Source organism: Maridesulfovibrio spiralis (SeqCode) (genome assembly GCF_048571135.1).
GTDB classification, from domain to species: Bacteria; Desulfobacterota; Desulfovibrionia; order Desulfovibrionales; family Desulfovibrionaceae; genus Maridesulfovibrio; species Maridesulfovibrio spiralis.
On the sequence record NZ_CP182344.1, the window covers coordinates 599,576 to 619,770 of the forward strand.

The 20,195-nt window shown below is 47.9% G+C and carries 16 protein-coding genes; 5 read left to right on the top strand and 11 right to left on the bottom strand.

The genetic code is table 11. The features are described 5' to 3' along the window. Window positions 1-4 precede the first annotated feature (4 nt). The 5 genes from flgK to ACNI29_RS02815 all read right to left on the bottom strand — a co-directional run bounded on the left by flgK (window position 5) and on the right by ACNI29_RS02815 (window position 5,974). Window positions 5-1,756, bottom strand: coding sequence for a flagellar hook-associated protein FlgK (flgK, locus tag ACNI29_RS02795; protein WP_419780667.1), 1,752 nt, complete (start codon window positions 1,754-1,756; stop codon window positions 5-7). Between the two features lie 215 nt (window positions 1,757-1,971). Next, entirely contained in the window at window positions 1,972-3,513 is a 1,542-nt protein-coding gene (locus ACNI29_RS02800; RefSeq protein WP_419780668.1) for a flagellar hook protein FlgE, read from the bottom strand. A 27-nt stretch (window positions 3,514-3,540) separates the two neighbouring features. Beyond that, the gene (locus ACNI29_RS02805) at window positions 3,541-4,221 is read right to left on the bottom strand and encodes a flagellar hook assembly protein FlgD (RefSeq protein ID WP_419780669.1); all 681 of its coding nucleotides are present in this window, start codon (window positions 4,219-4,221) and stop codon (window positions 3,541-3,543) included. Then, entirely contained in the window at window positions 4,218-4,763 is a 546-nt protein-coding gene (locus ACNI29_RS02810; RefSeq protein ID WP_419780670.1) for a sigma-70 family RNA polymerase sigma factor, read from the bottom strand. Before ACNI29_RS02810 ends, ACNI29_RS02805 begins: the two co-directional genes overlap by 4 nt. 353 nt (window positions 4,764-5,116) lie before the next feature. Continuing rightward, window positions 5,117-5,974, bottom strand: coding sequence for a flagellin N-terminal helical domain-containing protein (locus tag ACNI29_RS02815; protein WP_419780671.1), 858 nt, complete (start codon window positions 5,972-5,974; stop codon window positions 5,117-5,119). 250 nt (window positions 5,975-6,224) lie between these two features. Here ACNI29_RS02815 and ACNI29_RS02820 point away from each other — a divergent pair, with 250 nt between their 5' ends. Genes ACNI29_RS02820 through ACNI29_RS02835 form a run of 4 tightly spaced genes read left to right on the top strand, consistent with a single transcriptional unit; the run spans window position 6,225 to window position 10,913 of the window. Continuing rightward, the gene (locus tag ACNI29_RS02820) at window positions 6,225-6,929 is read left to right on the top strand and encodes a response regulator transcription factor (protein WP_419780672.1); all 705 of its coding nucleotides are present in this window, start codon (window positions 6,225-6,227) and stop codon (window positions 6,927-6,929) included. Next, complete coding sequence (locus ACNI29_RS02825; RefSeq protein ID WP_419780673.1) at window positions 6,926-8,857, top strand: TonB-dependent receptor plug domain-containing protein; 1,932 nt, start codon at window positions 6,926-6,928, stop codon at window positions 8,855-8,857. Before ACNI29_RS02820 ends, ACNI29_RS02825 begins: the two co-directional genes overlap by 4 nt. Before the next feature lie 41 nt (window positions 8,858-8,898). Then, window positions 8,899-9,405 (top strand): YfiR family protein, encoded by a 507-nt coding sequence (locus ACNI29_RS02830; protein WP_419780674.1) that lies wholly within the window; start codon window positions 8,899-8,901, stop codon window positions 9,403-9,405. Then, entirely contained in the window at window positions 9,402-10,913 is a 1,512-nt protein-coding gene (locus ACNI29_RS02835; protein ID WP_419780675.1) for an ATP-binding protein, read from the top strand. Before ACNI29_RS02830 ends, ACNI29_RS02835 begins: the two co-directional genes overlap by 4 nt. A gap of 7 nt (window positions 10,914-10,920) precedes the next feature. On the opposite strand, the gene ACNI29_RS02840 is transcribed toward ACNI29_RS02835, so the two are convergent. From ACNI29_RS02840 to ACNI29_RS02860, 5 genes are all read right to left on the bottom strand, one after another. Then, on the bottom strand, window positions 10,921-11,973 hold the full coding sequence (locus tag ACNI29_RS02840) for a potassium channel family protein (protein WP_419780676.1): 1,053 nt from the start codon (window positions 11,971-11,973) through the stop codon (window positions 10,921-10,923). Window positions 11,974-12,070: 97 nt separating this feature from the next. Next, entirely contained in the window at window positions 12,071-12,718 is a 648-nt protein-coding gene (locus ACNI29_RS02845; protein ID WP_419780677.1) for a LysE family translocator, read from the bottom strand. 32 nt (window positions 12,719-12,750) lie between these two features. Then, a complete protein-coding gene (locus ACNI29_RS02850) occupies window positions 12,751-14,484 on the bottom strand; it encodes a bacteriohemerythrin (protein WP_419780678.1) in 1,734 nt (577 codons plus the stop codon). A gap of 269 nt (window positions 14,485-14,753) precedes the next feature. After that, on the bottom strand, window positions 14,754-15,938 hold the full coding sequence (locus ACNI29_RS02855) for a diguanylate cyclase (RefSeq protein WP_419780679.1): 1,185 nt from the start codon (window positions 15,936-15,938) through the stop codon (window positions 14,754-14,756). Continuing rightward, window positions 15,928-16,896: a BMP family ABC transporter substrate-binding protein gene (locus ACNI29_RS02860; RefSeq protein WP_419780680.1), complete on the bottom strand. Its 969-nt coding sequence runs from the start codon at window positions 16,894-16,896 to the stop codon at window positions 15,928-15,930. Before ACNI29_RS02860 ends, ACNI29_RS02855 begins: the two co-directional genes overlap by 11 nt. 639 nt (window positions 16,897-17,535) lie before the next feature. Here ACNI29_RS02860 and ACNI29_RS02865 point away from each other — a divergent pair. Next, on the top strand, window positions 17,536-18,870 hold the full coding sequence (locus tag ACNI29_RS02865) for a putative bifunctional diguanylate cyclase/phosphodiesterase (RefSeq protein WP_419780681.1): 1,335 nt from the start codon (window positions 17,536-17,538) through the stop codon (window positions 18,868-18,870). Window positions 18,871-19,136: 266 nt separating this feature from the next. On the opposite strand, the gene ACNI29_RS02870 is transcribed toward ACNI29_RS02865, so the two are convergent. Further along, window positions 19,137-20,186, bottom strand: a complete 1,050-nt coding sequence (locus ACNI29_RS02870; protein WP_419780682.1) for an FAD:protein FMN transferase — start codon at window positions 20,184-20,186, stop codon at window positions 19,137-19,139. Between the last annotated feature and the right edge of the window lie 9 nt (window positions 20,187-20,195).

A 20,195-nucleotide genomic window follows, 5' to 3' on the forward strand; every position in this document is an offset into this window, starting at 1 on the left:
CCCATTAAACGATACCCAGAATGGTATCGATCATCTCGCGGGTTACGGAAATAATCTGGCAGGCCGCTTCATATTGCTGCTGTGATTTGGTCAGGTTGACCAACTCCTCATCCACATTGACCCCGCTGACTGATTCCTGCTGGTCTGCATAAATCTGGGCAGCGGCGGTATCGCAGACAACCTGAGTCTCGGCCTTGGACGCTGCGGCTCCCACATCCGCAACTATGGCTGCGAGATATTCACTAAGCGTGCTGTTCGTTGCTGACGATCCCTCACCTATTGATACGGTCTCATTCAGCAAATCGTTTATGGACTTGGCAGTATCGTTACTCCCGGAGGAAACAGTTCCGTCAGATTCAACCTGACCGGCATTAAGATGCGAGGGATCATCGGCAACGTAACTATTCACTCCTATATCCGCAGCTGAACTGCCGTCGAAAAACGTATTCACTCCGGCAGCAGCCAGAAAACCGGAATTGTCTTCCCCGAACTGGAAAGATGTATCCCCTGCGGCCTCAATGACAAGCTCTCCGTCGGAATTTACCGAAGCAGTCAAACTCCCGCCGAAAGCCGCATTGATATCCGCAACCACGTCATCCATTGAATCAGTGGCAGGGTCGATGCTGATTACCGAACTTCCGGTCACATTACCGTCTGCGTCATAGGTATAAATGGTGAATTCGCCGGAAGTGATTTTGTCCGCGTACTCCAAACCGCTGTTTGAGAGGGCTGCGGTCTGGTCGTCCACTCCGTAAGTCCCTTCAACGGAAGTATGCGGTTCCAAACCTGCGCCCTGCGAATGGGCCACGTTGGTTTCCCAGATCAAAGCCGAGGCGTACTCATCAAGGCTGTCCAGAGTCGGCTGGATATATTCATCGCGAGTGGTAAACAGTCCGGCGATTGAGCCGCTGTCGGTGCGGCCGGAAACCGGATCACCGCTTTCATCATTCATGGGTGTGATATCTATCAGTGCCCCGGAGCCGCTTTCCCAAAACAGCCCGCTCTTCGAAGTTTCATCATCGTAAGCCACAGCCAGATGATGGGTTTCACCGCCCTCAACCAGCGGTTGACCTGTTTCAGTATATATTTTGGTAGTGCCGTCGCTGTTGTTGAGCACCTCCACCCCGATGAGTTCATCCAGTTCGCGAATGGCCTGATCACGTTTAGCAGCAAGTTCATAATTATTCGGGTTGGCTCCGATCTGCTCATTAAGCAAGGCAATTGAATCAATCAATTCATTGGCACTACCGACCTGATCTATAATCTCCGATTCCACACTGGCGGACATATCCTTGAGTTCAGAAGCCGTGGAGTTCAACAGATAGATCAGGGAATCAGCTTCACCAAGCAGGGCTTCACGCTCTGCCAGAGAGTCCGGGTAAGTGGAAAGCCCGTTCCAACTGCTCAGGAATTCATCCAGTGCCGCCGCCAGCCCTTCGCCTTCACTCTGATTGAAGATGGAATCCATCTGGGCAAGGTATCTGGCTTGCGCCTCGCTGGAGGCAAGATCTGCCGAGGCCGCAAGATACTGCTTCTCAATGAAACTGTCCCAATTGGCAAGAATATCGACAATATCCGCGCCTGATCCCAGACTGTTACCATTAACAGAAATATTGCCCAAGCTGTCATAAACAGCATCCGCACGGCGATACCCTTGAGTCTCGGCGTTAGCTATGTTGTTACTGGTCGTGTTGATCGAAATCTGTGCATTAGACAGTGCTCTCTGACCTATGGACATTGCATTTGTTAAACTCATGTTGATGCCTCCGGCGGCTCTCCGAGGGCCAAAGAAACTTTTTGGAAAAAGTTTCTCTGGACTCTTCAAAAACTTTTATTCAGCTTCGCTGCCCAACTTCGTCAGGCCGTCATACTTTATGCGAAGCGACGAAGCCCTATTAAAAAGTTTGGGATTCTTAAACCCTTTTCAAAGGGTTTAAGGCCCCCGGCAGGGCCGCCGGAGGCATGCCTTAATTAACTCTTTAATGAAATCGCGGTCTGCAACAGGGTATCTGCGGTGGTTACGACCTTACTGTTGGCCTGATACGAGGACTGAATGATAATCAGCTCTGTCATCTGTGAAGCGAGGTCCACGTTTGAAGCTTCAAGGGCATTGGAAACCACGGAACCGAACCCTGCAGTCCCGGCGGTTCCGATTACAGCTTCACCTGAATCAGTAGTTGCCCGGAACAGGGTTCCCCCTTCTGCTCTTAGGCCGCCTTCGTTTGTGAAATCTGCAAGACCGAGCTGGAATAATTCTATGGATTGGCTGTTGGAATAGTTACCGATCAAAATTCCGTTCTCATCCACTCCCACTGAAACAAGTGATCCAGTGGGATATCCATCCTGTGAGACACTGTAGGTTGCTGAGGAACTGTCGCTGTAACTGGTGGTGGCTCCATTTTCCAGAGTGTATTCGCTGAATGAAGGCAGATCTGAATAATCGGTGGCTGCGGTTATGTCTCCGAGGGTATTAACACCACCGGAAGTATCCCAAGTTCTGTTATCACTTGATAAGCCCAAGTTAATCGCCACATTCTGTCCGGTGGCACTTCCGGTAAAGTTGAGATTTACTTCCGGATAACCTTCGGGACTGAGATCTGCCAGCTCCCACTGTGATGCATCCTTGGTGTCTGCGGAGGTAGCCGTATCGGAAAGAGTAAAGGCGGTCATGGAAGTCATCTGTCCTTCAGAATTGAAAGTCAGGGTTCCTGTCATGGCCAGTCCGGCTCCGCTGGTAGTGTTCATGTCCACACCGTCAGCGGTGGAACGCATGTCATCTGCACTGTCATAGGCCGCAACGTATTCCCAGACGATATTACCGTCGGCATCCACGTCTACCGGGTCCAGATAATAAGTCATATCGTGAGCGGAACCGTTTTCATCGTAGACGGTCATGGTGGTGGAATAGCTGTAGAGGGAATCATCCAGCGGCGGATTCTGGGTTCCGTCATAAAGCTCGAAGAGAGAGGTGTAGGGGTTGGCAGTCTGGGCCTCGTCCTCACTCTGGGAATCAAGGTTCAGGGTCAGACTCATCTCGGTTGTAGCCTTGGGCGGAGACTGGGACTGGTCCAGCTGGATAGTGGTCAGGGAGCCTGAAGCCGTGCCGTCTTCAATGGCCCAGCCCTGAACCTGATTGCCGTAGGGGTCGACTAGAAAGCCGTCCCTATCAAAATCGAAATTACCGGCACGGGTGTAGTAGGTGGTGCTGGTGTCAGGGTCTACCACTACGAAATAGCCATCACCGTTCAGGGCCAGATTGGTGGAAATGCTGGAACTGTCGTAGGAACCCTGAGTAAAATTGGTGTTGATGGTGGAAACCCCGGCCCCGTTACCGACCCGGGAGAAGCCGCTTCCGGTGGTGAGCGAGGAATAGAAAACATCTTCAAAAACCGCATCTCCGCCTTTGAATCCCACAGTCGACGAGTTTGCGATGTTGTTGGAAACAACTGACGTTGCCAGAGAGTTAACATAAAGACCTGAAATTCCGGTATAAAGAGAACTTGTGATACCCATTTTTTGCTCCTGCGTTATTAAATTTATTTAAATGAAGGAAACTTCGGTGATGGAAACTTCACGTCCGTCGTCAAGAGTGAGGGTTACGTTGCCGGAGTCATCCTGACTCACGGCAGTGATAGTTCCGACAGACTGAATGTAGATCTCAACGGATGCGTCATTCCCGTCAGTGGCAAAAGCCATTGCGGTGTAGGTTCCATCCGATTCTATGTTGGCACTGTTAAGAATAGTCTCGCCGGAAATCTCATGTTCTCCGGCTTCAAAATCGCTTAAGTAGATCGTGTCCACGAGGGTTCCTTCAGAATCGTAAATATTAAGGCCGACGGTTGCGGCATCATCCTGAAGGTCGATGGTCACGCCGCTGGCTTCGCCGTTCTCCACATTGATAACCCCGCCATCAGCCATAACCTGTTCGCCGATGTATCCGGAGGTGCTTAATGCGGAGAGGGCATGCAGCTGGTTTATGATCGTTTCCAGATTCGCATTCTGCTCCACATCTTCATCAAGCATGGAATAATTGGTCATCTGATTGATCATTTCAGTGTTATCAACAGGGTTTGTGGGGTCCTGATATGCCAGCTGGGTGGTCAGCAGGGTCAGAAAATCAACCTGATCAAGCGACGTATTATCGTTGCTCGTGGAGGTTGTGTTCGTAGTGGAATCCGATCCGGTTAAGCCACTGTAGTAGTTGGTGGTATCTACACTCATGATACGAACCTCCGCTTGTCTGCTGCGGAAAAGTGGCGGCGGAGTTTTTGAATGGCCTGATGTTTGATGCAGCGCACCGTACAGGAAGTGATCCCTAACTGTTCCGCGACTTCAACAGCGTTTAAATCTCCCCAGAAAATCATCCTGACCACTTCCTTCTGTCTTTTGGATAGGATTTCTTCAGGGAAGTTGAAGTCTATTGTTTCATTTTCTATCTCTGAGATTTCTTCAAGATCATCTACATTAATATATAAAAAATTATTTCTTCTCATATAATCAACAGCAACAGAACGACTTATGATGTACAGCCAAGTATTGAGAGAACTTTTTTCAGAAGAATATCGAGAAATATAATCATTTTTAATGATCTTTAATGCTACTTCTTGACAAACCTCATCAACATCACTGTCAGTAGTAGAAATATACTTTGTGAATAAAAATTTTCTGACTACGTTTTTAATAAAATTACGATTGTCTTTAAAAAAAACACTGCTATCATAATTCGATTTGTAATCTGCACTCTCTTTAATGTATGTGTTCATAATGCCTCCTGCTGCTATAAATTGAGCAACATGCATTCCTGACAACATTAAAATAGAGATGAATTACATAGAGAATGAATCAGAATTCATTTAAGAAAAATTAAAATCCTTCAGGATAATTAACGGAAAAAGCCTAAAATTAAGGCTTCTTAATCCCTAAAAATGAGTTTTGGAGGCAGTAGGAACTTTTGACAGCTCCAAACAGATGGGGGGAACTATTTACCGGAAACAAATGCCCGGCTAAGAACGCCAACAAGCTGCAATCCTAAGAAAAACAAAGACGGCAGGCTTAATCAGACTAAAAAAAAGGCCCGGATGAACCGGACCTTAAATACTCGGGCTGATTTGACTTACTAGCCGATGAGTGACAATGCCATCTGGGGAAGGGAGTTGGCCTGTGCCAGCATGGAAACTGCGGACTGGGTGATAATCTGCTGCTTGGAGTAGTTGGTCATTTCGGTTGCAACGTCTACGTCTGAGATCTGAGATTCAGCGGCCTGCAGGTTTTCACCCTGAATCTCGAGGTTGGAAATAGTTGCATCAAGCCTGTTTTCAAGTGCACCAAGATTCGCCCTGACCTTATCCTTGGAAACAATGGCCTGATCCAATGCGGCGAGCGAAGCCTGCGCTGCTTCCTGGGTGGAAACAGCAAAACCGGCATCCTCAGCACTCTGGTTACCGATACCCAGTGCAGATGCGGTGCAGGTTCCGATTTCAACATCATACTTATCCTCTGCACTGTCGTTACCTGTTCCGAAGTGAATGGTAACAGCATTATCACCGGAGCAGTTACCGTTAAGCAGATAGATTCCGTTGAAGTCGGTTGCACTGGCAATTCGGGTAATTTCAGAGGCCATGGCCTGATACTCACTGTCGATAAGTCCACGCTGGTCTGAGGTGTAAGTACCGGTTGCGGCTTGTTCCGCCAGTTCCTTCATTCGAATGAGCTTTTCATCGATTACGCCCAGTGCGCCGTCAGCGGTCTGGATCATGGATATACCGTCGTTGGCATTTCGCACACCCTGCTGCAGTGTCGAGACATCGGAACGCATAAGTTCACGAACAGCCAGACCTGCTGCATCATCTGCTGCAGAATTGACACGCAAACCTGATGACATCTTCTCTGTGGAAGACCCCAGAGCCTTGTATGCATCATTCAAGTGGCGAGCAGTGGAATTCGCAACGGTATTGTTATTGATTACTAAAGACATAAAAACCTCCGTGTTGTATCGTACATCCTTGCACTTTCAGCAGATGACCGATTCACCTGCTTTTACAAGTTTATACGCAGCGGAGGTAGAGAACGTTTATATAGGAAATATTTTCACCACATCGCAAGAACTCAATACTATAGAAATTTTTTCTTTTCCTTAAGCTTTCTTAATGTATTTAACATTTATTTACACGAAACTTATTTGCTTATTCCTTCTGAACACATAATATAAATTTCAGGAGAACATTATGAATAAAATACTTCTTATCGACGACGACCCGGAAATGGGGGAACTTTTATCCACCTATCTGGACGGAGAAGGCTACAGCCTGCATCACAAGTGCACTGCAAAGGAGGGCCTTAAGGCATTCGGCAACGGGGAATACAGCCTCGTCCTGCTGGATATTGTCCTGCCTGACATCAGTGGGTTGAACGTACTGGAGAAAATCAGGCTGAATTCAACTGTCCCGGTCATTATGCTAACCGGTAAAGGAGATGAGGTTGACAGGGTAGTTGGCCTTGAAATGGGAGCAGACGACTACATCTGCAAACCTTTCCCGCTCCGCGAACTGCTGGCCCGCATGCGCGCCTCCCTGCGCCGCTGCTACATGTCTCCGCAATCCCCGAGCATCACCCCCACCTCCAAAGGAAATATCAAAGTGGGCGGATTGGACATCAATCTTGATTCCCATTCAATTCAGGTCAAAGGTATCGACACCCACTTCACTGCCGCTGAATTCAGCATAATAGAACATCTGGCCGCCAGTTGCGGCAAACTCATTGAACGTGACGAACTGATGGAGATTGCCCTCGGCAGGACCGCCGACTTCGACGACTACGTGCTCAACGTACACATGAGTAACCTGCGCCGCAAAATCGGCGACTCCGTTTCAATCAAAACAATCCGTGGACGCGGATATATGATGACCGCGAGGAATCAGGCCGAAGCATGATCCGGTTGCGGTTGGCAGTTGTTGCCCTCTCTCTTCTTATTCTGACCACGCTGGTCGGGATATCGCCATGTTTTGCAGCAGACAAGGATGTCTCTGCGGAACTGGAAAACCTTGACCTTGAAGACCTGCTGCAGGTTGAAATGGTCTCCCCTTCCGAACGCAAGCAATCACTTGAAAACATAGCCGGTTCATACACCATCCTCACTGAAGAGGACATCAAATGCAGCGGGGCCAGATCGGTCCCTGAAGCCCTGCGCACTGTTCCCGGTGTAATTGTTACCCGCACCGACACTGACAAGTGGGCCATAGGGGTCAGGGGATTCTCAGGCATGTTCAACAGCAAGCAACTCATTCTTGTGGACAACCGCCCGATCACCTCGCCCTATTTCCACGGAGTTATCTGGTCCAGCCAGAACCTGCCCATCCAGCAGGTAAAACGCATCGAAGTCATCCGTGGCCCGTGGACCAGTCTCTGGGGCTCCGAATCATTCAACGGTGTCATCAACATCATCACCAAATCCGCATCAGAACTGCAGGGCAACCAGAGCGTCACCACCGCCGGAACAGACGGAGTAAGCCAGTATCTTCGTAAGGGCGTTAATATTTCCGAAAACGCAACAATGGCCGTTTTTGCCCAAGGCGTATACGAGCAAGGAAAGAACTACCGCATTCGGGGGCACAATGAAAAAGGTTCCACCGACTGGGTAACCGGAAACGGTGGTTTCCGCGCCGATTGGCTCAATGCTTACACCGACCAGTTCTCCTTACAGGGCAACCTTGCAGCCTCATCCATTACCGAACACTCCCCTCCCGGCAATCCGTTTTCCGCCAACAAGGACAAAAGCGACTACAACGGCTACGCCCAACTCCTCTGGGACAGAAAAACCGGAGCGAACTCCGGCATGCAATTCCGGTCATCCTACACCCGAGGCTCTATCACTGTTGAGGACATGGAAAACATATCCAACGCAGTTGATGCTGAATTCATCTATTCCAATGAGCAATTGGATGGCCATTTCCTGACCTTTGGTGCGGGGGGAAAATATTTCTGGGATGCTTTCAAACAGGGCGAAAATGTACAAGTCACAAACGACAGCATCTACCGTCTTGATTTCAGCGGGTTCGCCAAGGATCGCATAACCCTCATTGATGAAAAATTATTCCTGACCCTCGGCCTGAAGCTGGACTATTCCGGAGATTCAGAACTTGCCCCCCAGCCCACCGCCCGCCTTCTGTATATGGAAGACGACGAAGAGTATTGGCTCGCATATTCCTATGCCAACCGCAAGCCGGGCTATTGGCTGCGCGAGGGTAATTACCGGATCAGAATCGAGGACAAAGAATACAACGTTGATTTCAGCGGAGATCTTGAAAATGAAAAACTCAGCTCACTTGAGGCAGGGTATCGCAAACTTTTCAGCGAAACCCTGAAGCTCGACCTGTCCCTGTACCTGAACAGCTATGACCAGATGGTCACTTTCAGCTTTGATGATAGCACCAGAACCGCAACTCCGATAAGCGGATTAACCGGAATAGCCTATGGAACTGAAATAGCCATTGACTGGCAGCCGTTTTCTTTTCTGACCCTGCGGCCTTCCATCGATATCTCCAATCAGGATTTCCAGAATGTGCCCAGAGGAATGCCTGGTTTTTCTCCGCCGCTTAATTCATCACTGTACAACATAAAACTGCAGGCCCTCTTTGACCTTGCAGAAAACTGGGAACTGGACCTCTTCTCATCCTACCTGAACTCCATGGATGACAAGGATCTTTCCACCGGATTCGGTTTTGATGCACGGCTGGCTTGGCAGGCCCGTAAAAACCTTTCCATTGAGTTGATCGGTTCAAATCTGCTGACCAACATTGATGAAAACAATTTCGCTCCTGTGGAACCTTCCGGCATGCTGAGGTTGACATGGGACTTCTAACGATACGGAAGATAACTGCTGTCATACTCGCGGCATTTTTTGTGGCAACTATCATACCGCCCATCTCCGTGCAGGCCCGCCTTATAACCGGAAAACAGCACAGGCTGACCGCTACCCAGCCGCAATTACAGGCCCTGTTCATCAAAAAAATAACCAAGTATGTGCTGGGAACTGACAAACGTAGAATATCCGCAAAAAAGCCGGTTACAATAGCCGCTGTAGCTCCTAAAAAGATCTTCCGTTTTTTTAAAAAACCGGACAAATTCAAACTCGTACGTTGGCCGGAAGAAGAAAGCGACGTCCTCTTCATTGATGTTGACAACCCGCGAATCATTGCCGCCGTACTAAAGAAGGTAAAAGGCAAACCGGTACTGACTATCGGCCAAAGCCCAGATTTCCTGCGCCTCGGCGGGATGATAAACCTTGTTGAGTCCGGCTCACGTTTCAAGCTGCAGGTAAATATCTGTGCTGCCCGCAAAGCCGGGCTGACCATCAGCTCAAAGTTGCTCAAACTTTCAGAAATATATTGCGGAGAGACTCCTCGATGAAAAAATACCGGAACAGCATAGGGCGCAAAGTAGGCCTTGCCATTCTGGGAACAACCATTGTGGCGGTAGTTCTCTCCATGTCGCTTAATATTGCGTCCTTCTTCCACTCTTTCCGGCAGGCCACCCTGCAAAAAGCGACATCTCTCACCCAGGTGTTAGGAACTTCCGTTGCTCCGGCACTGGACTTTGAGGACCCTGACTCCGCCACCGAAGTTCTGCAGTCTCTGGCGTTGGTCAGCAACTCCCTGGGTGCGACAATTTTTACTGCCGAAGGACAGTTCTTTGCCGGATTCGGACAACAAGCAGAAGAGCTGCCCCTGCACCGCGGAAATACAATTGAAGAATTCAACCGTTACCGCATCATTCAGGAAATCCGCTCCGGCGAGGAACTCCTTGGATACATCCTGATTGATGGGCGTTTCTCCGACCAGCTGGATTGGTTTATTCAGAACCTTGCCAGCGCCGTGCTTATTCTGATCTCGGTAATAACCATCTGCTTCCTGACGACCAACCACCTGCGCAAGAAGCTCACCCAGCCCATCGGACAGCTGACTGATGCCGTTCGCGACATTTCAGAAAGCAAGGATTACACCCGCCGGGTTTCGTACAAGAGTGATGATGAAATCGGCTATCTGGTTTCTGAATTCAACTCCATGCTGGGCAAGATTGATAAACGGGATCAGTGGCTGAACAGCCACCGCGAGATGCTGGAAAATATCGTATCGCAAAGAACCAAACAGCTGCGCTCCAAACAGGCAGAGCTGGAAAAGAAAAATAAGCTCCTTGTGCAGCAGATACATGAAAGACGCACAGCGGAAATGATTCGTGACGAGGTGGAACGTATCAACAGGCACGATCTGAAGTCCTCGCTGAACCTTGTCATCGGCTACCCGGAGCTAATCCTCAACAGTGACGAAGAGCTGACTGTGAATCAGCGGAAATATATCAAGCGAATTGCCTCAGCGGGTTACCGTATGCTGGATATGATCCAGTTTCATCTGGATATGTTCAAGATGGAACAGGGTATCTACCGCCTGAAAACCATGCGCATTGACCTCGTGGACCTGATGACTTCCTTGGAAGAGGAGATGGCCCTGCTGCTGAATCAGTCAAGGGTAAACCTTTCTATCATGCTGGACGGTAAAGAAATCGAAGGAATGGAAGAGCTGCACCTCACCGGGGAAGGCATGCTGCTAAGAACTATGTTCCGCAATCTGATCAAAAACGCGGTTGAAGCATCCAATGAAGGAGACACCGTGAGCATCGTCATCTGCAGCGGTCCCCCGGTCTCTGTAACGGTTAAGAACACTCTTGCGGTTCCTGAAGAAATCAGGGAAAGATTTTTCGATAAATACGTAACCATCGGCAAAGAGGACGGTACGGGACTCGGGACTTATTCCGCCAAGCTCATTGCTGAAACCCACAGGGCCACAATCACCATGTGCTCCGCCAAAAATATCGGAACCGAAGTTACTGCCTGCTTTGTGGACGAAAGCAGCGCAGCATAACCGGACATCAATCAGCGTAATAAAGCCCCTCAGTGCATCCGAAGACTTTATTCAATTCATCAATACTGCGCCCCGAAGTAAGCACTATCAGATAATCCCCTGCACTGACCTGCAGGTTGTCCGGCGGCAGTTTATCAAGCTGATACCCCTGCCCTTTATCCTGTGAAACACCGATTGCAAGCACATTGAAAGATTGCTTCAAGTCATTGAAAATTTGCCCGAAATCCAAGCCGTCATACCTGCTGTCCGATTTGATATAGTACTGCTGCACATCATAATCCTGATTTTCCGATGCCGACGAAAGGATGTCTTCGTTAAAAAGAGCCACGCTGGGTTCAAAAATATAGCTGGCTACAATCTTTGATGAAATGTCGTTACGGCAGATGGTGAAATTCACCCCCGCGCTGGTAAAGGTCTCTTTCAATTCTGAGTTGTCGATAGTTGCCACAAAGGAAAGATGCGGGTGGTATTTTCGGGCATTGAGCAGGAAAACAAGGTTTCGTGTATCGTCTCCCAGATTAGGCATAAGTGAGACGGCAGCAGCCGCATTGCCTTTTTTCAAGCATTCACAGCAATTCATATCCGAAAAAATAACAAAGACCTGATCGCGGGAGAAGCTCTCATAGATGAAATCAATGTGGTCTTTATTGTCCGTGATGATGCAGACTTTTTTCCCGGCATGCACAAGCTGGGTGACAACATCCTCGGAAAATTCGTTCCAGCCGACAATAATCACGTGGTTCGTGAAATCAGTCCCGTCAAAACCCATCTTACGCCTCTCTGCCAAAACCTGAATATGTTCGGTAAGCCTGCCTATAAAATAACCCAGTATCCCGATGCTGCCCAGAACCATAACCATGGAAATCAGCTTTCCGGCAACGGAAGTGGGATACAAATCCCCATAACCCACCGTGGTCAGAGTGACCAGTGAATACCAGAACGCATCAAAGACCGTCCTGATATTGGAGCTTTCACAGGCTGATTCAAAATGATGGATGAGCAGGACGGTCAGCACATAACCGAGAATCCCCGCCACCGAAAATATTGTGGCCTTTTTCATACATCATTTATTAGCACTTTAAGGAGCATAGAACAATGCAACAAAAAAGTCCGGGACAAGGTCCCGGACTTTTACAGAATCATATCTTTCGTGAAATTTAGCCGCTGAAGAATATCAGCCCGCCGAGCAGGAACAGGATGGCCCCGGTAACTTTATTAATCATGGTAACGTGATTTACGTAGATGCGCTGCACTATAGGAGTATTCAGGAAAAGAACAAACGCCCCCCATCCGAACAGAGCTTCCAGCACGATCACTGAACCGTAAACAGCTTTCTCCCCCAGTCCGGCATCAAAACCGACCAGCTGCATGAATACACTGAGAATAAACAGGGTCACTTTGGGATTAAGCAGGTTACAGAACAGACCGTCTTTTAGCCCCTGCATGAAGGTGGAAGCTGTGCAATCCCCGGACGCGGAATCTATATCCAAGCCGCCGTTATCATTGAAACAGCGGTAGCCGATGTAGAGCAGGTAAAACGCCCCGGCATAGCGCAGCAGGTTGTAAATGAAAGGGTTGCTTTTCAGCACGAAAGCCAGACCGAGAACAGACAGGCTGACATGAAAGGTAAGGCCGATGCAGACCCCGATCACACAACCGAAGGCACCGGGAGAACCGCGTAATAAACCGCGCGCTTCAGAAGAAGGTGCGCATCCCGCATGATGGATAAGCAGCATCATATCAGGCCCCGGACTCATACGGGCCACGAAGCATATTGTCAGCAGGGTTAAAACTGTTTCAAGCATTACTCTCCCCTTGGAAACAGTGATCGCCCATACTATTTAACCCCGTGATTATTAAGGAATGAAGTGTACTTGCGGTCTTCACCCTGAATATGCTGCACGAGCCAATCTTTGAGGAACTTCATAACGTCCATGGTTACTTTGGCCTTGCCGCTGATAAGTGCGGATTCGAATTCCAGTACCTGATTAACAAACTTCACATGCAACTCTTTGTGCTCGGGAGTCTGGGGATAACCGTAGCGGTCAAAAAGTTTTTCTTCAGTGCTGAAGTGGTCGACAGTATAGTTCTTGAGTTCTTCTACCAGACGCTTCATGACGGTGTCGGAAGCGCGGTCACGCATGGCCTTGTGCAGGCCGTTGATCATGCCGACCAACTTTTTATGCTGCACATCGATAGCCCGGACATTCACGGAAAATTCTTTCTCACTCCAAGTAACCAGTTCATTTCCGGAAGCGGAGTCGAGGCTGCCTGCGGACATTCCGTTGATAAGGGAATCCAGTTCCTGCACAAGGCTGGATACTTCGATGAGAATATCACGGGCTTCATCCATTTCCGCAGCTGTTTCCTGAGCAACGCGGGTTACGTCGGAAACTGCCCTATTGATTTCTTCACTGGTGGCGGACTGCTCTTCTGATGCGGTGGCTATGGACTCTACCTGCTCGGAAGTGGATTCGATAATGGTCACGATTTCCTGCATGTATTTACCGGACTCAACTGCAGTTTCAGTACCGGCGACAATATCTTCCGCCGCACGATCAACAGAGGCTACGTTAGTCTGGGCATGCTGCTGGATGTCGGTAATTGCTTCACCTACTTCTTTGGTCGCTTCCATGGTTTTTTCAGCCAGTTTACGGACCTCATCCGCAACAACCGCAAACCCGCGTCCGGCTTCACCTGCGCGTGCAGCTTCGATGGCTGCGTTCAGGGCAAGCAGGTTGGTCTGATCGGCGATATCGTTAATGACGTTGATAACACGGTCGATATTCTCGGCCCGCTCGCCAAGCTGGCTCATGGTCTGCTTGAGGGAAAGAACTTCGTCTTCAACTTTCTTGATGGCTTCTACGGAATCACTTACTCCGCGTGCCCCTGTCGCGGCATTTTCACGGGACTGATCAGCATTACCGGCAGCAAGGGAAGCATTCTGGGCAACCTCGGCTACGGTGGAGTTCATTTCTTCCATAGCTGTGGCGGTCTCGGTCATACGGTCGCGCTGAATCTCAACGCCCTCGCCTACTTTCTCAATACGCTCACTAAGATCATTAATATCTGAAAAAATACGCTCCGAAGCATTCCCGGCCTTGTCCGCAACTCTACGCATGGACTGAATCAACTGTTGGGTCTCGATTTCCTTTTCCCGGCTGGTGCGCAGGGCGGATTCAATCTCTGCAGCTTTGTCCTGTGCCTGAGCATTCATTTCTTCAGCCCGCTTGTTGGCTTCATCCATGCTGGCTACCATGGCGCAAACAGCAACTTTCAACTCTTCAAGCTCATGCATATAAAAACCGGAGCATTCATCATTCTCTTTGCCATTCTGAATATCCACAGCATACTTCTTAATATTCTGAATAGGAGCGATAACATTGCGGCTAATGCTGTAAACAATAAATCCGGTCAGCACCAAACTAGCCGCAATACCGCCAAAAAGAATAGTGGCTGATGTTGAATCAAGGGTGAAATCAGGGCTGAAAGCCAAAAGGATCAAGCCTATAACAAGAGGTATAAACCCAAGGACAAGTGCAGAAAGCTTAAGGCGGGTAGAAATATTCATTTCGTTAATTCCATCGGTTAAATTTCGATTATATAGATATGCCAGCTACTATGCTTAAAAGAAATATCCAATTATTGAACACGGGTAAAGCGGCATCATAAACTGTGTCCAGTTTGTAACACCCAAGCAGGAAGAGGAGATATTATTTTTAAAATGCACACACCTTAAAGAGCGACAAGAGAAGAGAATGCGGTGACGTTTGGATATATGGCCGGCGGCAACAATTTCAGTAAACAATTATAAAGCTAAAATTCAACATTCGAATCCGCTTAATCTATAACTAGAGCAGGCCCTACAACAATCCGGTTCCGGCCTTGCTCCTTGGCTTGATAAAGAGCCTTATCAGCAATATCCATAAGCCATTCGAGCTTCTCCCGACCTGTATATGCGACCACACCGACACTTACAGTTACCTGCTCGCCATGACTGAACGGATGCTCCGCCACTGAAACCCGAAGCTTGTCCAGCAGATTGCAGGCATCTTCGAGCAATGTTTCAGGCATAACCAGTACAAACTCTTCCCCGCCGATGCGGGCAAAGAGATCGGTATTGCGAATGCGTCCGGAAATAACTTCAGCAAATAATTTCAACACCTCATCTCCAGTGGCATGTCCATAATTATCATTAATCTGCTTGAAATGATCGAGATCGAATAGAGCCAGAGACAAATGATGATTGTAACGTCCACTAAGTCTGAGCAGCTTTTCAACTTCACCGTTAAATCCGCGTCGGTTTGGCAACCCAGTAAGCTCGTCGGTAACTGCGATTTCCTGCATTATGCTAAAATCTTTGTCCAACATTGATCGCATGTCATCCAGTGTTTTTCCCAGAAGCGACAACTCATCATGTCCCGACCAACGGCAGGGAACGCCCAAATCTCCTTTGGACAGAACTTCGACCTGACGCATAAGCCTGTTAAGCGGCTTAAGAATTCTTAGATATATTGCGGGAACAATGAGAAGCAAGCCCCCCACAAACATGGTCACAAACAGCACAACAATATGATTTCGCTCTTCCTTAATGCGCGGGGTGACCCAATCACTATCGACCGCCAGCATGACAAAACCGATTTCTTCACCGTCTTTGATCACCTTTTCCACTAATTCTATGGTTTGGTATTGATGTTCCGGTGTCTGTTTGGATACGCGCAAAAGATAAAGATCATAAACATTTGAAAAAATTTCTACTTCAACAACACGTGAATCCTGCAGTAAGGTGCTGACAATCTTGCGGGCCTCTTCCGGCGAGAATGAAAGCATGGAGTCCTCGCCACTCTCGACAAGGGTATTCAAAGATTTTTTATGAAATTCGGAAAGCTCGTCTGTAAGCTCCTTCTCCTCCATTTCAAATGAGATCAGAAGTCCAGCCGCCAAAGGTACAATCAGCCCGACCAGCATGACCCTGACCAGAAAAAAAGAAATGCTATGTAATCTTTTTACGTATTTACTGATCATTGGCAGGGCAGCTTAGTGAATTTGTAAATTCGTGGACTGAAATTTCTCCAAAGACAATCTTCTTACGTATACTTTCTATCCTGTTACGTATTTCCTGATTTACAAGCCCGGCATTGTGTTCATCAAAAACAATACCGACCGCCTCCTGCTCCAGTCCGAGACGTTTGTAATTGTCCCGCCAGATACCGCGTTTGGCAAGCATGAGTGCAGCATAAATAGCTTTATCGGTATGCTTAACCATGGAAGTAAGGACACTGCCCGGATAGAGGCCATTCTGGTTTATATCCACGCCTATTCCCAGCCTGCCACGGTCAGCACAGGCTTTGAGAACTGCCGGTCCGGCACCTCCGGCAGCTTGAAAAATCACATCTGCCCCTTTGTCCATGAATTCATTTGCAAAGGCGGCAGTGGCATTTCCGTCAAACCATGCCCCGGGATAACTGCCTGTGAAACCTTCGTATACAATAATGTCCGGATTGATGTATGCTGCCCCCTGCTTGTATCCACAAAGGAAACGACGCTGGAAAGAAGTATCCACGACCGAAACAAACCCAAGCTTACCGGTCTTGGAAACCATTGCCGCAAGAGCACCCGCCAAAAAGGAACCTTCATGATCAGCCAGAACAAAAGAGTAAATATTAGGTTCATCGCGGACTGTATCCAACAAAATAAACCGTGTTGCCGGATACTTACGCGCAAAACTCAAAAGGTCAGGAAAATGGTTGCCGTAAAGCAGGAAAATCGGTGAATATCCCTGATCGGCAAACTTTGTAACCTCATCCACGTATTCTTTAAGATTAAGACCGACAACAACTTCTGTGCAATGCTCCCCGGTATTATTCATAAAACGCTCAACGCCTTTATGAATAGCTACTGAAAATGAATTCTGATCAATCTGCCCCTGATAAATAAGTACGGGATTGAATTCCTCTGCTGCAGCAGCAAGAGAATACGTCATCAAAATGACTAAAGAACACAATATGGCTATCAGGACTCGCATCATACCTCATTAAACTACAATACAATTTTAAGTTGGGACATCATACTTAATTACTAACAGCACAAAAAAAATTTATTCTATTTTTGATTAAAAACCTTTTTAAAACAAAATGCAAGGTTCATTCTCTTCATTGGCATAGCCCATACCTCAAACACTGTCTGAGGCGGTTTAAAGCACTGCTTCATGTGTGCATATCTCTGCAGCAACGACTGGGTTAGTTTAAAATTATAAGCAAATGCAGTTGTAATTGACATTAACTCTCCTGCTACCTAATCTCCTTAAATGCACTTCCTGAAAAACCCAGATTCAGCCATATTTTGTGCCAGCATATTGTCTGGACTGATGATACTTCTCGGGGGCGCGACCCTGTATATACGACAGTTTCATAAACTTTGTAAAAATGACCCTGTCCTTTATCGGGCAACCCGCAAGAGTTTCACGGTATTAATTGGACTCATAATATCGTTTATTGCTGGATATTCAGCTATAATCATAGGAAATGCACTCCATCACAACATTGACTTCAATGCCATCTTCGGGCCGATTCTTTTTCTAGGCTCACTATTTGTCCTTGCCACAGCTTATCTGACCACAACCATGTTCGACAGGCAACTGAAATCCAGAAGGATTTTACGCAATCAGGCCTACCACGACTATATGACCAAGCTCCCGAACCGCAGGATGTTCACCGAAGAGCTGGCAAAGACAATAGCCAAAAGCAAGAAAACAGACGAAATTTTCAGTGTAGTCTTTCTGGACCTTTTAAATTTCAAAAAAGTAAACGACAGCTTCGGCCATTATTTCGGCGATAAAATACTTATTAAAGTAGCTAAAAGACTGATCAGTTCCTGTGGAAACAATGCGCTTGTCAGCAGAATTGGTGGAGATGACTTCACTCTTCTGTTTCGGGGGCTTAACCCGAATCAATGCATCAGAAAACTCGAAGACATACGGCGTGAGCTATTGCAGCCTTTCAAAATTGACGACATCAGTTTCAGCCTTGATGCCAGCTACGGGGTCTACACATCAATCCACAAAGAAGATATCGGCCCAAGTGAAATAATAAACATGGCCAACATAGCCATGCGCCGTTCCAAAGCACGGGGTAAAAATGTACTCACAATATATACCAAAGCCATGGCTAACCCCACATACGACATCATCCAATTTGAAAGCAATTTCAAAACCGCCATCAAACAGGACCAGTTCCAACTTGTATACCAGCCTCAGTTCAGCATACAGAACGACATTACGCTCTCCGGATTTGAAGTTCTGGTTCGCTGGCACCACCCCGAAAGGGGGATGATCAGCCCTGCTGAATTCATACCACAAGCTGAAGAAACCGGACTAATAGTGGAGCTTGACCGCTTAGTACTCAGAAAGGCGTGCATCATGTGGGGCAATTGTCTGGAAAAATTCGGTAATTGCAGGGGCAGACATATCTCGGTTAATTTCAGTGCCAAACATATTACCGAACCTGCCATGCTCAAGATGACTGAAGAAACCATTAACGAGTTCGCCATCCCGGCTGAAACTCTGCAGATTGAGCTGACCGAATCAGCATTTATTGGAAACCCGGAACTGGCAGCACTAAAATTGAAAGCATTGAATGATCTTGGAGTGCATTGCGCAATTGATGATTTCGGGACCGGGTATTCATCATTAGCTTATCTGAGTAACTTTCCAAGCCAAAGCCTGAAAATTGACATGAGCTTTGTGCAGGGAATCGAAGCAGATACCAGCAAAAGAAAACTGGTCGAATCAATCATTAAGCTTACCCACAGCTTGAATATGATTGCTATTGCCGAAGGTGTCGAAACCGAAGAACAATTACAGATCCTGATCAAACTGGGATGTGACGTTGTACAAGGCTACTACCTCGGTAAACCTCTTTCCGAGCAAGAAGCGCGAAATTTAATAGCCCGATCCTAACACCTCTCGCCAAGAACAAAAATCCATAATTCTGCTAAGTACAACTGCTGAGCGATAGAAATAAAAAATAAACAGGCCGGAAGAGTGAGCTTCCGGCCTGTTCGACTTTCATGGGGACGAGGTAGATCCCATGTATGAGTACGTCGTATTTCCAGTTGCTGCGTTGTTGCCCTGAACGGTGAGATGTACCGTCCCATACAGCTTGGAGGGGAACCTTTCATTTAGGAGGTGCTTTTAGTCCCCGCCACCGGAATCGACTTTATATCTTATTTACTCCCGACCATGGCTAACCAGTTTTGGGAATCCATTTTTACACCGGAAGAGCTGGAAATCAGGCATTCGCTATCTTTCTGCTTATTGATGAACCGAAGTGCATCCTGCGCATCCATAACAAATGCCGAGGTGGAAAGCGCATCTGCTTCCAGCACGGTAGGTGCTACAACAGAAACGCAGACTCCCAGAATGGGACCCGGTGTGTTTACGGGGTTTGGTATCTGGTAATAAGACCGCTCAGCATCGAAGTAGAATTCCACGTTACCGGAGGTGGCTACAGCTGAATCTTTGAGCTGAATCACAGCCGGGTAGACTCCCTTACCGGAAGGGCTTTTGATAGCCACTACCCAAGGCTGTCCCGGAGCGCATTCACCACGGGCGCGGATATCGCCGCCTGCACTGATCAGGTGGTTCTCCACACCGTTAGCAGCCATGATGTCGGAAGCACGGTCCACGATGAACCCTCTGCCGATACCGTCCAGAGTGACGGACATGGATCTTTTGCCGAAACTGATTTCGCTGGAAGATACCTTTACGAATTCAGAGCCTACCAGAGCGCGAGCATCATCAAGATCGCTGAGGCTGAGCATGAGTTGCCCTTTTGAATCCATATTGCTCTTCAACATATCCAGAACGGGCAGCACAGTGGCATCAAAAGTCCCGTTGGAGCGGTAGTAAAAGGACAGAGCCTTTTCCATTACCTCATGAAGCTCCGGGGGGACATCGCTCAGCTTTCCGGTTTCATTAAGTTTTGAAACCTGTGTTCCGGGATTGCGGCGGTCGAAGATTGCGGCCAGCCGTTCTACTTCTTCAAAAGCCAGAGACATGGCTGTATCAGCCGCATCTCTAGAGCTATGCAAAGCAACAATAGTGACCTTGGTTCCCATGAGGAACCGGGTGGCACGATACTTACGTCGCTTATCACCGATGCGCAGAGTGTCAGCCAGCTTCATTGCCGCTCCCAGAGGATGGGCAAATGTCGCTGCACCGGTACTGATTGCACCGAATGCTTTTACAAAAGAACGGTTAGCCGCATTTACCATGAATTAAGT